Annotated in this window: 17 protein-coding genes and 1 pseudogene; 9 read left to right on the plus strand and 9 right to left on the minus strand. The window is 35.0% G+C overall.

Going from position 1 to position 15,572, the window contains the following annotated elements; all coding sequences use genetic code 11:
• The first annotated feature begins 54 nt into the window (after positions 1–54).
• On the plus strand, positions 55–975 hold the full coding sequence (locus THEYE_RS07425; protein ID WP_012544991.1) for a tetratricopeptide repeat protein: 921 nt from the start codon (positions 55–57) through the stop codon (positions 973–975).
• A gap of 15 nt (positions 976–990) precedes the next feature.
• On the opposite strand, the gene THEYE_RS07430 is transcribed toward THEYE_RS07425, so the two are convergent.
• The 4 genes from THEYE_RS07430 to yedE are packed head-to-tail and all read right to left on the minus strand — an operon-like array spanning position 991 to position 3,723.
• The gene (locus tag THEYE_RS07430) at positions 991–1,842 is read right to left on the minus strand and encodes an NAD(P)H-hydrate dehydratase (RefSeq protein ID WP_012545741.1); all 852 of its coding nucleotides are present in this window, start codon (positions 1,840–1,842) and stop codon (positions 991–993) included.
• On the minus strand, positions 1,827–2,369 hold the full coding sequence (locus THEYE_RS07435; protein WP_012545577.1) for a putative Se/S carrier protein: 543 nt from the start codon (positions 2,367–2,369) through the stop codon (positions 1,827–1,829). The genes THEYE_RS07430 and THEYE_RS07435 overlap by 16 nt, the downstream gene beginning before the upstream one ends.
• A 41-nt stretch (positions 2,370–2,410) precedes the next feature.
• A complete protein-coding gene (locus THEYE_RS07440; RefSeq protein WP_012546446.1) occupies positions 2,411–2,629 on the minus strand; it encodes a sulfurtransferase TusA family protein in 219 nt (72 codons plus the stop codon).
• Between the two features lie 2 nt (positions 2,630–2,631).
• A complete protein-coding gene (gene yedE / locus THEYE_RS07445; RefSeq protein ID WP_012545330.1) occupies positions 2,632–3,723 on the minus strand; it encodes a YedE family putative selenium transporter in 1,092 nt (363 codons plus the stop codon).
• A gap of 532 nt (positions 3,724–4,255) precedes the next feature.
• On the opposite strand from yedE, the gene THEYE_RS10690 reads away from it, so the two are divergent.
• Entirely contained in the window at positions 4,256–4,366 is a 111-nt protein-coding gene (locus THEYE_RS10690) for a hypothetical protein (RefSeq protein WP_422640665.1), read from the plus strand.
• Positions 4,367–4,393: 27 nt separating this feature from the next.
• Here the strand turns inward: THEYE_RS10690 and THEYE_RS07450 are convergent, their stop codons facing one another.
• From THEYE_RS07450 to THEYE_RS07470, 5 genes are read right to left on the minus strand one after another with little or no spacing between them, the layout of a single operon-like run.
• Entirely contained in the window at positions 4,394–4,660 is a 267-nt protein-coding gene (locus THEYE_RS07450) for a hypothetical protein (RefSeq protein ID WP_164924860.1), read from the minus strand.
• Positions 4,626–5,051 carry a flagellar export chaperone FliS gene (fliS, locus tag THEYE_RS07455; RefSeq protein WP_012546221.1) on the minus strand — a complete coding sequence of 142 codons (426 nt, stop codon included), beginning with the start codon at positions 5,049–5,051 and terminating at the stop codon, positions 4,626–4,628. Before fliS ends, THEYE_RS07450 begins: the two co-directional genes overlap by 35 nt.
• Before the next feature lie 2 nt (positions 5,052–5,053).
• Positions 5,054–6,376 (minus strand): flagellar filament capping protein FliD, encoded by a 1,323-nt coding sequence (gene fliD / locus THEYE_RS07460; RefSeq protein ID WP_012545149.1) that lies wholly within the window; start codon positions 6,374–6,376, stop codon positions 5,054–5,056.
• 2 nt (positions 6,377–6,378) lie between these two features.
• Positions 6,379–6,771 (minus strand): flagellar protein FlaG, encoded by a 393-nt coding sequence (locus tag THEYE_RS07465; RefSeq protein WP_012546026.1) that lies wholly within the window; start codon positions 6,769–6,771, stop codon positions 6,379–6,381.
• 51 nt (positions 6,772–6,822) lie between these two features.
• Positions 6,823–8,358: a flagellin N-terminal helical domain-containing protein gene (locus THEYE_RS07470; RefSeq protein WP_012546715.1), complete on the minus strand. Its 1,536-nt coding sequence runs from the start codon at positions 8,356–8,358 to the stop codon at positions 6,823–6,825.
• A 770-nt stretch (positions 8,359–9,128) separates the two neighbouring features.
• Here THEYE_RS07470 and THEYE_RS10695 point away from each other — a divergent pair.
• The 7 genes and pseudogenes from THEYE_RS10695 to THEYE_RS07505 form a co-directional block, all read left to right on the plus strand.
• A pseudogene (locus THEYE_RS10695) lies at positions 9,129–9,620 on the plus strand (DegT/DnrJ/EryC1/StrS family aminotransferase); the annotation flags it as partial.
• A 228-nt stretch (positions 9,621–9,848) separates the two neighbouring features.
• Entirely contained in the window at positions 9,849–10,904 is a 1,056-nt protein-coding gene (locus THEYE_RS07480) for a glycosyltransferase family 2 protein (RefSeq protein ID WP_012546658.1), read from the plus strand.
• Complete coding sequence (gene rfbF / locus THEYE_RS07485) at positions 10,901–11,671, plus strand: glucose-1-phosphate cytidylyltransferase (RefSeq protein WP_012545825.1); 771 nt, start codon at positions 10,901–10,903, stop codon at positions 11,669–11,671. The genes THEYE_RS07480 and rfbF overlap by 4 nt, the downstream gene beginning before the upstream one ends.
• Positions 11,656–12,666, plus strand: a complete 1,011-nt coding sequence (locus tag THEYE_RS07490) for a GDP-mannose 4,6-dehydratase (protein WP_012546520.1) — start codon at positions 11,656–11,658, stop codon at positions 12,664–12,666. Before rfbF ends, THEYE_RS07490 begins: the two co-directional genes overlap by 16 nt.
• Positions 12,644–13,843 (plus strand): class I SAM-dependent methyltransferase, encoded by a 1,200-nt coding sequence (locus THEYE_RS07495; RefSeq protein WP_012545547.1) that lies wholly within the window; start codon positions 12,644–12,646, stop codon positions 13,841–13,843. The genes THEYE_RS07490 and THEYE_RS07495 overlap by 23 nt, the downstream gene beginning before the upstream one ends.
• Positions 13,840–14,772, plus strand: a complete 933-nt coding sequence (locus THEYE_RS07500; protein WP_012545190.1) for an NAD-dependent epimerase/dehydratase family protein — start codon at positions 13,840–13,842, stop codon at positions 14,770–14,772. Before THEYE_RS07495 ends, THEYE_RS07500 begins: the two co-directional genes overlap by 4 nt.
• Complete coding sequence (locus THEYE_RS07505; RefSeq protein ID WP_012546302.1) at positions 14,754–15,551, plus strand: transketolase; 798 nt, start codon at positions 14,754–14,756, stop codon at positions 15,549–15,551. The genes THEYE_RS07500 and THEYE_RS07505 overlap by 19 nt, the downstream gene beginning before the upstream one ends.
• Positions 15,552–15,572: the final 21 nt, after the last annotated feature.

Raw genomic sequence — 15,572 nt, forward strand, 5'->3', positions numbered from 1 at the left:
AAATTGCAAGTTTTTGAACAGTCTCTAATAAAATTAGGAGGATAGAGGAGATAAATGTTATCCAAAACTAAAAAGGATATACCGCCAGGTCTTATAGCAACCATAAGAACAGAAAAGAGTTCAAAAAAAACCCTCCTTTTAATGGGGGCTTCAGCATTGATTGTTGCTATAGGCTTTGTTGCTGTTTTTGTTTATAACTATTACCTAATACCAGAATTTAAAAAATCTAATAAACCTGTCCAGCAAAATTCAATGGCACAGATTGAAAAAACTCAGCAAACAGAACCTGTTCAAGCTAAGATGGAACAAACCTCAACACAGGTAAAATCTGTAGAACCAGAGGTTCCTGAGCAAACTACTAAAACAAAGCTTACCGAACCACCTACCAAAAATGTAAAAAACCCTATAGAAAAACATGAAACTTCAACTCAAGAAAAATCATTAAAACAAACTGCTTCAGAAAAAAAAGCAAATAAACCTGCTGAAATTCCATTGGAACAGTTTAATACAGAAACAGTCCGGGCAGCAGATTATCTTTACAGAGCTCAAGATTTGGAAACAAAAGGGAATTATAGTGAAGCAATCTCTGAGTATAAAGAATATCTTAAAGTCACAGGCAAACAAGAACCTAAAATTTTAAACAAAATTGCAACGCTTTATCTTTTAATTGGTAATCTCACAGAAGCGTCTCATTATGCTGAGATAGCTTTACAGCAAGCCCCTGATAGCTTAGCAGTGCTCCTTAATTATGGAGTAATTCATGCTAAAATGGGAAATCTATTAAAGGCAGAAGAATGTTTTAGAAAAGTTCTTTCTGTCTCTCCTGAAAATAAAATTGCACTTTATAATCTTGCCCTTTTAAAAGAAAAGAAAAAAGAATATAAAGAAGCATTAAAACTATACGAAAAACTATATCAGCTTGGCGATTCTCAGGCAGCAGAAGCAATTGAAAGAGTAAGGTCATATATAAAATAATTTAGAAAACATTGTTTAAATTATATTAAGTGCTGCTTGGGGAATTAATTTTATAATGTCTGAGATCTGAGTTGAAGGGTCTGGATTGGCAAGTTTACCAGCAATTCTGTTAATTTTTGAAGCAAATACGCATGCTGTCTGTATCTCGTAGCCAGAATCAATTAAAGCAGATACAATACCTGTTATGCTGTCTCCTGTGCCTCCAATAGGCTCAAGTGCTTCTATAACAGGCTCTGATACCATATCTACAACTTCCCCTTTTTTTACGATGTAATCTGTTTTCCCTTTAACAAGAAGATATTCTGGCGCATTTTCATACTCATAAGCTCGCCTAATAAGTTCTTCAACTCTGCTTTCATCTTGGAGAAGAAAACCTCTTGTATAAAAAGGATGAGGTGCTTCTTCATCAGCCAGAAAAGCAAGCTCTCCGGTGTCTGGTGTAAAAAGGTTAAAATATTTAGCGTTTCCGCTCATCTTTGCTGCATACATAAAACCTGCATCAGCAATTAAAAAAGGATGTTTATGCAATTCCTCAATAACAAGCAAAATTTTATTACACCAGTCAGCATCAGGCATAAGATAGTGAAAGGTAAGTGTTTGAAATTCTCTTTGTCTTATATCCTTGATAAAATATTCATAAAGCTTCTTACTGCCTGTTCCTTTTCCGATGTCTCCTGCGAGATATACATAGGGATAATCTTTTTTTAAAACTTCAAAGATTTTACATGCAGAAGCAACAAGAGCTGGTGTTCCTCTTTGGACTGGGACTCTTTTGCTATCAATAAATAAAAAATCGTTTTCTAACTTGGCTTTTCCGAAAGTAATGGGAAAATCTTCCTCTGGCACAGTTCCTATGATTGCAAGCATAATTCTTTTATTTTATCATAGGCTAACTGAAGAGCATATCCACATAAAGTATGCCCAATTTCATTGGGCTCTGGAACTTCATAAATATTTTTACCAACTAACATGGCAGCTAAATAAGGAACATCCGGGCAACCACCACCTGAAACATTGACAATTGTCAAGCTGCCTTTATGAACAGTTATTTTCATATTAGCTGCCCTGACCATTATAAATCTTCCAAAATCTTTTATATGAAAAAGGTCAACAGGCTTTAAATTACCATCGTTTAAAGGCATATAATCAATCGGTGACAATTCGTAATTTTTAAGAAGCTTTAAAATTCCTACGGTCTCAACGATTGGAAAATCTATTGCAAGGTCACAGCCTTTTCTTACATGTGGAGGTGGTCCAACAACTTTAATCTCATATCCATGCTTTTTAAGAATGTTTTCTGCTCTTATTACCTCAGAGGTATTTTCAAAAATGAGAATTCCTCTATTATAGGAAAGTTTTTTATTATTTCTGAATAATTTTTTAAAAAATTTCATCTAATCCTGCCTGAATATTTGTCATTATAAATTGTTTCTTTTTAATCTTTGCTTATTTTAACCCTATACCATGCCTCTTCCTGTTGAACTTCAACGATTTGCCAGCCCATTGATTGAGCTGCACGGGATACATTTTCTCTTGAAGTATCGGTATCAACAAGAATCTCTATCTCACCCTTACCAAGTTTTTTTATTGTTTCAAGAGTTAAAAGCACAGGCTCAGGACATGAAAGTCCTCTTGCGTCAACAATTTCAGCCATTTTTACCTCCTTCTCATTGTTAATCCAATAATTACACAGACTATTAACCCTATTATTGTTGCCACTGCCCCATTTGGACCTATACCAGCTGGTGAGCTCGCAAGACCAAAGTTATGAGCAATTCCTGCACCGACAATCATACCAGATGCAAAAACAGCAGCATCTGCATCACCTTCTCCAGACATAAAAAGCTGTCTACCAGGACAACCACCCGCCAGAGTGAATGCTAAACCCGCAAGTGTCATACCCAGAAAATTCCAGAGCTGCATTGTATGAGCAATTGGTTGTTTCTCAAATCCTGGATGAAATTGACCAAGTATTAGATTTGTTATCAATGCTGCTATAAAAAATGCTGCCACACCTGAAAATAAATGCCCTTGTTTGAAAAGTAAAAGGTCTCTGAAAGCTCCCATAGTGCAAAATCTGCTCCTTTGAGCAAGAACACCTATTAATAAACCCACAACAAGTGATATAAATAAAGGTGCATGCTGAGCCCCTGGTCCTTTTAAACTATAAAAAAGTAACATTCCCCTTCCTTCTCCTTCTGGTTGAGGATCAATAAATAGAAGAATAAGAAATCCGAGCATCAAAAGAGGAAAGGCAAGCCCTGCTGCCTTTGACGGAGCTGTTTGAGTTCTTCCCAGAGAGTAACCAGCCTTTAAAAATCTTGTTCCAACCCATATACCAAAAATAAGACCGAGCAAACCAAAGATTGCATTTCCGTCTCCACCAGCAAGCCTAAGGAGAGTTCTCCATGGACAGCCCAAAAACACTAACGCACCTATCATTGCAAAAACACCTAAAATGAATCTTATAAATGGTGCAGAGCCTCCGCGAGGTCTATATTCCTTAAATGCCAATGCAGACAAAAATGCTCCGAGCACAAACCCGAGTATTTCAGGTCTCATATACTGAACAACTGCTGCTCTGTGAAGTCCCAATGAGCCAGCAATATCCCTTTCCATACAGGCAACACATATACCCATATTAGGTGGATTTCCAAGATTCTGAAGCACAGGAGCAAGAACCCCAATAACTAAACCAACAAAAATAATACCTCCCCGCGTGGCAAGAAAATTTTTAAAACCCTCCATACCCTCCTCCAGAATTTTTTGAATATTTTACTTAGATATCGCCAATATGTAAAATTGTTTTTTTCAATAAATGATTTAAACTTTCATAGATTTTCCCGATTGCCATTCCAAGCCTTTTCCCCTGTCATTCCGATAGCCGTTCCTTTTCTGTCATTGCAAACGGAGCATTCCTATCCTGCCATTCCGAGGCTGCGTAGGCAGTAGAGGAATCTCCTCAGATTTAAAATGAGGAGACCCCTCCTAACGCTCGGGGTGACAGAATAGGACTGTCATCCGAGCCTTTTATCTATCATTCCGAACGAAGTGAGGAATCTCCTCCTTTTTTTCTGAAACAGCAAGAGAAATTCCTCGGCACATCACGCCCCCTGAATGACAGAAAGAAAGTGAACAACCTTTCTGGAAAATTTCTAAAATTGACAGTTTTTTTTGCTATTCTATAGAATTTAAAATTATGCGAAAAAAAATTCTGAAAAATGCAAAATGTAAATATTGCAAAAACACAGTTTTAATATTTTTTTATTGAAGTAGAGTTGTGCTCTGCTGTAGTGAATGCGGAGCAGAATTCAAAGTGTCTGAATATCTTGAGGATATTGATGAAGAAACATGGGAGATTATTTCAAGACGTTCCTGTGACAGAACTTAGGATACAGACAGTAGGAATCTCTCAAAGTTATCCCAAATAATTTTTCCCCACTTGAATAACCTTTAACTGCTCTGCAAGATTGTTCTTTTTTTCCTCAGCAAGTTCTCTAAGGTAATTAAGAAGAGCACCTATTGCCTGTAATTCTTCAAGATTAAGAGTTGACATATCTTCAACGCTTATCCCTGACAACATAGCAAGGGCTTCCTCAAAGCGATTTTCTTTAAGAGCAAGTTCTGCTTGTATGAGCAGGCTCCTTATCTTAGACTGCTCCTGCAAAGGTTCTCTTTGGTTCATTCTGTTTTTCCTTTAACTGATTTCTTACATCTTCCCATGCTGATTTAATGTTATTCAGAATTTCTATAGATTTTGAAATAATTTCCGTATCGTTAAAAAGATTCGCCTTTACGAGCTCACCTGCAAGAGTTGTATATATGAGGCTTAGATTTTCTGCAATCTGTCCACCTCTTTGTTTATCAAGGATATCATTCAGATAATATAAAATATCAGTTGCTCTGCTTAGTTCTACAGCTTTTTTCTTAACAAGTTCTGGGTCATCAAGTCCTTTCATTATTGAATCTTTAGCAATATTGAGAGAAACAATTGCCCTGTCATAGAGCATTGTTATCAACTCAACTCCATCTGCGCCCATAACTTTGCTCTGCAGATAGGAATCTACATAGGTCATTTCTATTTACCTCCTGATGTCATTTTTGAAAGTGAAGTCATAAAATCTTCAAGCCTTGAACTGATTTGGTTCATCTCATTTATAAATGATTCAAGCTGAGCATATTCTTTACGAAGTTGTTCTTCATATTTGGTAAGATATTCCTGAAGATTTGTTATCTTATTATTAATATTTGTAATTTGGTTCTCGCCAATTTTTTTATAGGTATTTATAGCACCTGTCCAACCATTGAGTTGATTAGTAAAAGAGTCTTTTAAGGTTGTCAATATTTCATTCAATTTTTCAGGATTTGATGATTTAAGTGAACTCAATGTATCACTGTTTATAGAGATTGTTCCGTCTGTATCAGAATAGTTAATTAATCCTGCATTAATTAATGGATTAAGCATTCTTACCATACCTGTCTTAATCGTAGTAATTGTACTATCACCCTGAAACTGTGCTCCCTTGCCTGTCATTGAGTTTATCAGAGATATGATAGAATTATAGTTTGATACAAAGCTATTGAGTGTACTGTCTATCTGGGAGTAATCCTCGCTTATGGTCACTGTCGCAGAACCTGTATCCTTTACAGTTATATCAAGTCCTGTTACGATATTGCTAAAAGTATTTGAGGCAGATGTAACAGGCGTGGTTGAACTACCAATAGTTAATGAAGCATTTTGAGCATTTTGAAGGGTTTCAAGGCTATTAAGCTCTGTGGGCAATCCGCTTGCTTCAATAACATAGGAAGAACTTGCTGTATCAGTCTCTTTGGTTGAATTTGAAGCATCTGATTCTGTTAAAAGCAGGCGATAACTTGTACCTGTATAGTAAATTGATGCTTTAATATCATTCTGTGCTGAATTTATACTGTTTACAAGGTCTTGGAGAGTCTGCCCTGCTGAGTAATTTACATCGTAAGTAACAAAGTTTGAATTGTCTTTCCAGTATTTAAGTGTTATTGTTCCAGAGGATGTAAATGTATCTGTAAGGGATGACATCCCATCTGTACTTGCTCTCATCTCTGTCTGAGCAAGTTTATTAACAGTAAGGCTCATTGTAAGATTTGGTGTATCAGAAGTTGCTGTTGCTGTAAGAACTGATGTATTTGATGAAGTTGCTTTCTTTGTTGAGAAAATACTACTTATATTAAGATTAGTAAAAAAGCTCTGCATTCCATTGAGAGCACTGTAAAGATTAGTCAGGCTTGAAACTTTTGCCTGTGTTAAAGCTTTTTGCTGTGTAAGTTGCGTTAAAGGCTGTTGTTTTATCTTTAAAAGATTGCTTATTATGGTCTCTGTATCTAATGCTCCAGTAAGTCCTGACACATAAAGATCAGCCATGATCAAACCTCCTCATAATAAAAAACGCCCTTTAATTCTTCCATTCTTTTTAAAATATCAACAAGCCATTCTGGAGGAATCTGCCGAATTACTTCTTCTGTTCTCATATCAATAATCTTTGAAATAGGCATTTTTAGCTCTGCATCAATGTCTATTTTAAGATATTTTTCAAGCATGCTAAATTTATGTTTTATCTCATCCATTATTCTGTTAAGTTCTTCCTGAGACATTGTTATTTTTCCAAAATTATCTGAATTCTCTTGTAACAGATTTTTCTGATTGTTCAAATTACTTGAACTTTCTTTCTGGAGGGACTGAGGGTATATAATATCTGACTTAGCCTGTCTGTAAGGATTTATCATTATAACTTCTTTTTCTATCCCGTCCAGCTTCATTTTCTATTCTCCTAAAAAATTTTTGGGGAGGGTAGACCCTCCCCTTTCTTATTAACGAAGAAGCTGAAGCACAAGCTGAGGTAAGGCATTTGCCTGAGCAAGCATTGCAACACCTGCCTGCATTCTAATCTGCATTGTGGTAAATGTGCTCATTTCAGCTGCGAAGTCTGTGTTACGAATGACGTTTTCAGCTTCCTTTGTATTGTCATAAGATGTTTTTTGTCCATCATATATAGCCTGTAGGTTATTGATTACAGAACCAATCTGAGTCCTGACCTTATCAACCTTCTTTATTGCAGTATTAACAATATCTATAGCCAACTCCGCTCCTGAATTATCTGTAACATCAATACTATAAAGATTATAGAAATTTCCTGAACCAGTAGCTGCTACCCCGAGTCCTGCTGATGCAGTGCTTATTCCTGTAAAATCATAGTTATATGAGTCTGTTCCTGTTACTATAAGATTGCCGACTTTAACAGCGGAACCTGTATTACCAACTGCTACAGTACCTGTCGCACCCTGGAGAAACTGTGCCATATTAACAGCCACAGCACCTGTAGCAGATGCAATTTCAAGTCCTATAGTTTCACCTTCTGTTGTAAGAGCAAGCTTATTCCCTGAATTTGTTGCTGTTATATTGAGAGATTTTGTGGATGCCTGTGTATTAATCTGAGAAACTAACTCATCAAGAGTAAGGGTTTCTCCTGCAGCCACTGTAATAGAAATAGCACTTGCAGAAGCTGTAGATGAACCAACATAAAATTTTATAGTAACCGCAGCTGTCCCTGAACTATTGTCAATATTACTCCATTCAGTAGTTGCTGTGCTGGTATTTACAGCTCTTGCTGAAATACCAACTCCCTGTAATGTAGCGTTATTGTTTATTGCATCTGCAATTGATTTTGCATCAACTGCTCCTGTTACACTTGAAAGCGCGCTATAATTCTTTAAATTAACTCCAGCAACTGTCACTGTATCAGAAGCAGAATTATACTGCCAGTCTCCAGCAATCAATGATGTATAGGCTGATGTAGCACTTGATGTAACCTGTCCACTTCCCTGAACAACAAATGCACCAATATTTGTTGCTTTTACATTGCCTATACTTGTTGTAATTGTCTGGTCTGCTCTTGCTCCGTAATGAATAACCTTGTTTGCGAATGTTCCATCAAGAAGCTTAATTCCATTATATTCTGTGTCTGTCCCAAGTTTTTGAATTGCATCAACAAGATTTGCAATATCTCTCTGTAAAGCTGCACGGGCATTCGGGTCATTGATGTCATTTGCTGCAGATTGAGCTTTTGTGTAGATTGTCTGAAGTTTGTCAAAAATCTGTCCTACATTTGTTTCTGCAATCTGGAGAGCACTGATACCGGTCTGAATATTACGATTACCTTGGTCAAGTGCTGCTCCAACTGTTGCAAGCTGGTCTGCAATAAAAAGACCTGCTGCATCGTCAGCTGCTGAAAGAATTCTCTGCCCTGTTGAAATTCTTAAAAGGGACTTGTTCATTGCCTTCTCGTTTCTGAGAAGGGCTGTGTGTGTTGTTGCGGCTTCTGCGTTAAAATTAACTCTTAATGCCATGGTTTAAACCTCCATGTTTTTTATTAAGGATGCCTCCTGCATCCAGACAGCACTGGATGAATATCTGGACTCTTTCACCTCCTTCCCATCCTGCTGTCTTAATTATGTAAATCGGTGGATTCCATAAAAAGTTTAGTGAAAAAAATCAGAGTTCAGGCAAATTGTTGATTTTATTGAGGCATTTGGAGAAACAACCCCCTATGATGTCATCGCGAGCATCCGAAGGTGAGAGACAATCCTAATATCTTATACCTTTTTTACCAATTAGGCAAGTAAAATCTCACTTTTAAATTACCAACAGATAATAATTTATCCTGTTGCCCATCTTTGCTTGGGAAATTTGGGTAGTATAACGTCTATTGACCTAAATATCAATTTTTTGTATCTTATATAAAACTTATTTAAGGAGAATTAGCCTAAAAATGGTGGGTAAATATGATGTAGGACAAATTATTAAATACAAAGAAGGCTCTAATTTAAGATTTGGGCTCATAATTTCAAAACCTACTAAAACAAGTTATATTACTGCCTCTGTGGAAACAAAATCTGATTATAATGACATAGATTTTTTCTTTGAAATTTTAGCGGATGACATGATTGCAGGTATTCTTAATGAACCTCTTATCGCAAAAATTGACGAAATTAAGACAATTAAGAGAGCAGAGATTGTTGAGACAGTAGGACTTCTTAAGCCTCAAAAGATAGGCTTAATTCTTAAATATTGGGGAAAAATGCTTGCAAAAACTTACTATGAAACAATTCATGTTCCAATGCAATCGCATTTTCCTACTGACAAGATAAAGATAAACTACGGTGGAAGAGTTTTTAATGAGCAAGAGATTTCTAATTTAGTTGATAGTGCTCTTGATTTCTGGTTGACTGCTGGAAAATATGCTCAAGCTTTTGAGCATAAATTTGCTCAGTTTTTGGGAGTAAAATATTGTAGCCTTGTTAACTCAGGTTCATCAGCAAATCTTTTAGCTTTCATGACACTCACTTCATCAAAACTGGGAGGAAGAAAAATAAACAGAGGAGATGAAATCATTACTGTTGCTGCGTCTTTTCCAACAACAGTGTCACCCATAATTCAGTATGGTGCTATCCCTGTTTTTGTTGATATAACACTTCCCACATATAATATTGATTGCTCAATGCTTGAAAAAGCTATTTCTCCAAAAACAAAGGCTTTAATGCTTGCTGACACAATGGGAAATCCCTTTGATATTGAAAAGGTCAAGGCTTTTTGCGAAAAATACAACCTCTAGCTCATTGAGGATAACTGTGACTCTCTTGGAGCAAAATACTGAAATGAGAAAGACGGTAAAGAGTATAGAGTTGTAGGAGACCTCAAATGGACAGATAAAACAATGAAAGATACTTTTTGGGTTGGAGTATATCCTGGGATTACTGAAGAAATGATTGATTACATGGTTGAAAAAATTAAAGAATCTGTAAAAAACAAAAAATAAGACGATATAAAAGGTGAAACTATGAAAAAACTATGTTTTGCAATTCCTACATGGAACAGGGCAAAAAAGCTTGAGATATGTGTAAGAGAAATGGCACGGCAGATCATTGAACTTGGCAAACAGGATGAAATTGGAATATTTGTTTCTGATAATTGTTCCGATGATGATACTCCAAAAGTGCTTGCAAAACTGAAAAAAGAGTATCCTTTTCTGGATTATTGCAGATTGGAAAAACATGTTGATTCCGCTGACAGCATTGAAGCTGTAATGCGTCGTGCAGAAGGAGAATATTTATGGCTTTTTGGCGATGATGATATTTTATTAAAAGACGGATTAAGAATTGTCTGGCACAATGTAAATACAAAACCAGCAACTGTAATTCATGCTGGAAACGGCTGGCTAAAGCCTCACAGTCACAAAATTTATGAAGGAAATGTCTTGGAATTTGCTAATAAAATGGGATTCAATCAATTTATTGGGTGGGCAACTTCAGTAATATTAAAAAAGGAAAAAATTAATGAAATGGTTGAACTGCCTAATTATACTAAATATAAAGAAGCCGCATATACACATGTTCTCGGCATCCTTCATGTAGCTTATCATGAACCTGCTGTTGTTATTGACTTTCCCATCTGTCAGCCTATGGAGACTCAAACAACAGAAGATATTAAAAGATGGGAAATGGAAAACATTGGATGGAGATATTTCATTACTGTGGAGGGATTACAGATACTTTTTCAACTTGGCATACTGAAGGAGAAACTGAAACCTATGTTTTTTAAGTATCTTACCTATTATTTGTGGGATAGATTCATTACCAATATGATAGCTCAGGAACTAATAGGAAAACCTTTTCCTTCAAAGGGATGGGATCTTATACTTGCTATGGCAGATATGATTGATGACCCTGACATGGCAAAAAGAATCAGAAGTAATACAATCTCTGCCTATCAACTCTGCGCTACAAGAAATACTCTTATTAATCAGATTACAGCAATAAATACGATTCTGAATGGTATAATTAATGAAACAAATAAACAAATATTTGAGATGGGCTGGGCAGGAGGACAAAAATGAAGGCTGTAATCCTTGCAGGAGGGCTTGGGACAAGAATAGCTGAAGAAACTCACCTTAAGCCAAAACCAATGATTGAAATCGGTGGTAAGCCAATCCTCTGGCATATTATGAAAATATACTCTGCTCATGGAGTTAATGATTTTATTATCTGCTGTGGATACAGGGGATACATGATTAAAGAATACTTTGCAAACTACTTTCTTTACATGGCAGATGTTACGTTTGATATGAAATTTAACCAAATGATTGTTCACAACTGCGAAGCAGAACCATGGAAAGTTACTGTTGTAGATACAGGAGAACACACTCAGACAGGGGGAAGGCTCAAAAGAGTTGCAAAATATCTTGAAGGAGAGGAACTGTTTTGCTTTACATATGGTGATGGAGTAAGTGATGTAAATATCAAGGACGAAATAACCTTTCATCAAGCTCATGGAAAACTGGCAACAGTTCTTGCTGTTCAACCGCCTGGAAGATTTGGTGCTCTCGTTACTGATGGAGACTATGTCAGGGATTTTATGGAAAAGCCCTCTGGAGACGGTGGATGGATAAACGGAGGATTTTTTGTTCTTTCACCAAAAGTAATAGAGCTTATTGAAGGAGACCATATGAGCTGGGAAAGTAAACCTATGCAAACACTGGCTGAAAAAGGAGAGCTTGTTGCTTATAAACACACAGGTTTCTGGCATCCCATGGATACTTTAAGAGATAAAAACTATCTTGAAGAACTATGGAAAAGTGGCAAGGCACCATGGAAAGTATGGTAAATAAATCTTTCTGGATTGACAGACCCACCTTTGTCACAGGTGGGACAGGACTTCTTGGAAGCTGGCTTGTAAAGAAGCTTTTAGAGTTAAAAGCAGATGTTGTCTGTCTTGTGAGAGACTGGGTACCTCAAAGTGAGTTAGTGCTTTCAAAAACTATAGAAAAAGTTAAAATAGTCAGAGGTGATATAAGGGATGAAACCCTGCTTGAAAGAGTCCTGGGAGAATATGAAATAGACACAGTTTTTCATCTTGCAGCTCAGACAATTGTCACAATTGCAAATCGCAATCCTATCTCAACACTTGAGACAAATATACAGGGAACATGGGCTTTACTTGAGGCATGCAGGCGTTCTCCCACTGTAAAACAAATTATTATTGCATCCTCTGATAAAGCTTACGGAGAACAGGGAGTGTTACCCTATGATGAAAATACACCCCTACAGGGCAGACATCCCTATGATGTGAGTAAATCTTGCGCTGATTTAATTTCTCAGATGTATGCCTATACATTCAACCTTCCAGTTGTAATAACAAGATGTGGAAACCTCTATGGTGGAGGAGACCTAAACTGGAATAGGATTGTTCCTGGAACAATCCGCTCAGTGTTAAAGGGAGAAAATCCCATTATTCGCTCTGATGGAACTCTCGTGAGAGACTACTTTTATGTGGAGGATGCGGTATTAGCATACATAATGCTTGCTGAAAAATTAGCAGAAGACAGAAAACTCACCGGTGAGGCTTTTAACTTTTCCAATGAAGAACCGCTAAGTGTATTGGAAATTACAGAGAGAATTTTAAGGCTTATGAAGTCAGAATTAAAACCTGTGATACTAAATGAGGTTTGCTATGAGATACCAAAACAGTATTTGAATGCAAAAAAAGCAAGGGAAATTCTTGGGTGGAAGCCGATTTATAGCCTTGATGAAGGACTAACTCTTACAATAAAATGGTATAAAAAAATGGGGTGCATTAATGAAAGAAATTTTAAATTGTAAGTGTAGAATATGCGGTTCAAAAAGATTATACGAAGTTATTACCTTAGAAAAAATGCCATTGACAGATGAATTTATTACACAAGATGATTTTGGGAAAGAATTTTTATCAGATATAGTTATTGGAATATGTAGTAATTGCGGGATAACTCAAAATTGTAATGATCTGAATATGTCACTATACTATGATAAATATGAATATTCTGTTGGATATTCTCCATTATTTAATCATTTTATGGAAAAATTGGTTGAAAAAACAATAAAATTTTTTTCTAAAAAAAACTTACAATCTGTTAAAGTATTAGAAATTGGTTCAGGTAGTGGTGAACTGTTAGAGAAGTTTAAAAGATGTGGGGTTTCTGTTTTGGGAATTGAGCCTTCTTCATCCTTATGTAAATTTGCCAATAAAAAAGGTATTCCAACTTTAAACAGCTTTTTTTGTTACGATATGGTAGAAAATATCCCTGCAGATTTCAAAACTGTTGATTGTATCATTTCATGTTACACATTTGATCACTTGCCAGATATTAATGATGCACTCCAAGCATGTAGAAAAATACTCAATAAAAATGGCAAACTCATTATAGAAATTCACGATTTAGACCTAATAATAAAACGTAAAGAATTCTGTTTGTTTGAACATGAGCATTACTTTTATTTAAATAAAGAAACAGCTGAGTTTGTATTTAATAAAAATGGGTTTAACATAATTGATTTTAATTTACTAAGAAATGAAGAAAGAAGGGCTAATTCACTTCTTATTGTAGCTGAACCAAAATATGATGATAATTATATTAATCTAAACCTTGAAATTGAATTAAAGAAAGTTTCAGGATTAAAAGAGAATATTACTGAACTGATTAATAAAATTGATGCCTGGCTTCTTAATAATTCTAAGTATAAAATAGTTGCCTATGGTGCTGGTGGACGGGGAGTTATGACCATTGCAGCATTAAAAAATTATAAATATTTCAATGTAATTATTGATAAAAATCCTAAAGGTGACAATATTTATTTACCAAAAACTCATATTCCTATAAAAAAACCTGAATTTTTAATCAATACCAGAGTTGATTATATTTTTGTTTTTAGTTATGGTTATTTTAAAGAGATTATTCAAGAACTATCTAAATACGGTTACAGTAAAAAACAATTTGTTTCGTTACTGGATTTTTCATGAATCCCAAAATTATTATACATGGTGCCAGTAGTTTTTTAGGCAAAAATTTTACAAAATCATTAATAGAGAACGGATATGAAATTTTTATTTTATCACGGCCTTCTTCAAATCTTTCATTTTTGCCCAATAAAAAAGAAATTAAAATATTTAGATATAACCATATTGAAGAAATATTACAGAAAAAAATATTGAGCAACCTAAATTATAATATTTTTTTTGAATTTTCCTGGTATGGTGTTTTTAATGATAAAAGAAATGATCCACAACAGCTTACTATTAATATACCCTTAATCATAAATTCAATCAAAATAGCAAAACATTTACATTCAAAACATTGGATAGGATTTGGTTCACAAGCCGAGTATGGTATTCATAACTATAAAATTTCAGAAGAAACACCCTGTAATCCAACAACACTTTATGGAAAAGCAAAATATATTTGTTCACAAATTGCTAATATACTTTGTACTGCATATGGAATTGAATATACTTGGTTAAGAATATTTTCACTTTATGGTCCCAATGATAATCATAAATGGTTTATCAATTATTTAATTGAGAAATTATTGTTAAATGAAGAAATTGATATGACCTTAGGAGAACAAAAGTGGGATTACTTATATATTGATGACGCAGTTGATGCGTTGATGAAATTAATCACCGTTGAAAAGGGTTTAGGAATAATCAATCTAGCATCTGGTAATAGTATTAGACTAAAGGATCTTGTTTTATTGGCGAAAAAATTGACACAATCGGATTCTAAAATTAATTTCGGCAAAATACCTTACAGAGAAGACCAAGTAATGAATATGGAAGCGGATATTTCAAAAATATCTCAACTATTAGGTTGGAAACCTAAATATGATTATTGGCAAGGATTACTTAAAATGATAAATGAGTATAAGAAAGAATGGAACTTGAGCAAATAGCCCGAAACATAAGACGAGAGATAGTTATTATGCATGCTCGTGCAAATGCATCTCATATCGGTTCAGCACTTTCAATAGTTGACATTTTAACTATTTTGTATTTCAAAGTAATGAATATTGATCCTAAGAATCCCAATTTTAAAAATAGAGACAAATTTATTTTAAGTAAAGGACACGCCAGTTCTGCATTATATGCAACATTAGCTGAAAGAGGTTTTTTTGCCAAAGCTTTATTAGAGAGTTTTTATATGGATCATGGGCAATTGCCAGGGCACTTGGATAAAGAAAGTGTGCCAGGTATAGAAGTTTCTTCAGGTTCTTTGGGACATGGTTTATCAATTGGGGTTGGTTTTTCAATTGCAAATAAAATTGATAATCTTGACAGTCATGTTTATGTATTATGTGGTGACGGAGAATTAAACGAAGGCTCTGTCTGGGAAGCAATCATGTTTGCTTCTCATAAAAAGTTAAATAACCTAACTTTAATAGTGGATTATAATAAACTCCAAGCTTTTGGAAAAACAAATGAAGTTGTTAATTTAGAACCTTTGAAAGATAAATTTTTAGCATTTAACTGGTACGCAATTGAAATTAATGGTCATGATTTTAAAGAAATAGAAAAAGCATTACTCATAAAACTTGATAAACCAAAGGCAATTATAGCTCATACTATAAAAGGGAAAGGAGTTAGTTTTATGGAGAATAAATTAGAATGGCATTATAAATCCCCTAATAAAGAACAATTACAACAAGCATTATATGAACTTAATGATAAGTAAATATATTTTCAGTGAGGAGTA

The sequence above is a fragment of the Thermodesulfovibrio yellowstonii DSM 11347 genome, from assembly GCF_000020985.1.
Taxonomy (GTDB): domain Bacteria; phylum Nitrospirota; class Thermodesulfovibrionia; order Thermodesulfovibrionales; family Thermodesulfovibrionaceae; genus Thermodesulfovibrio; species Thermodesulfovibrio yellowstonii.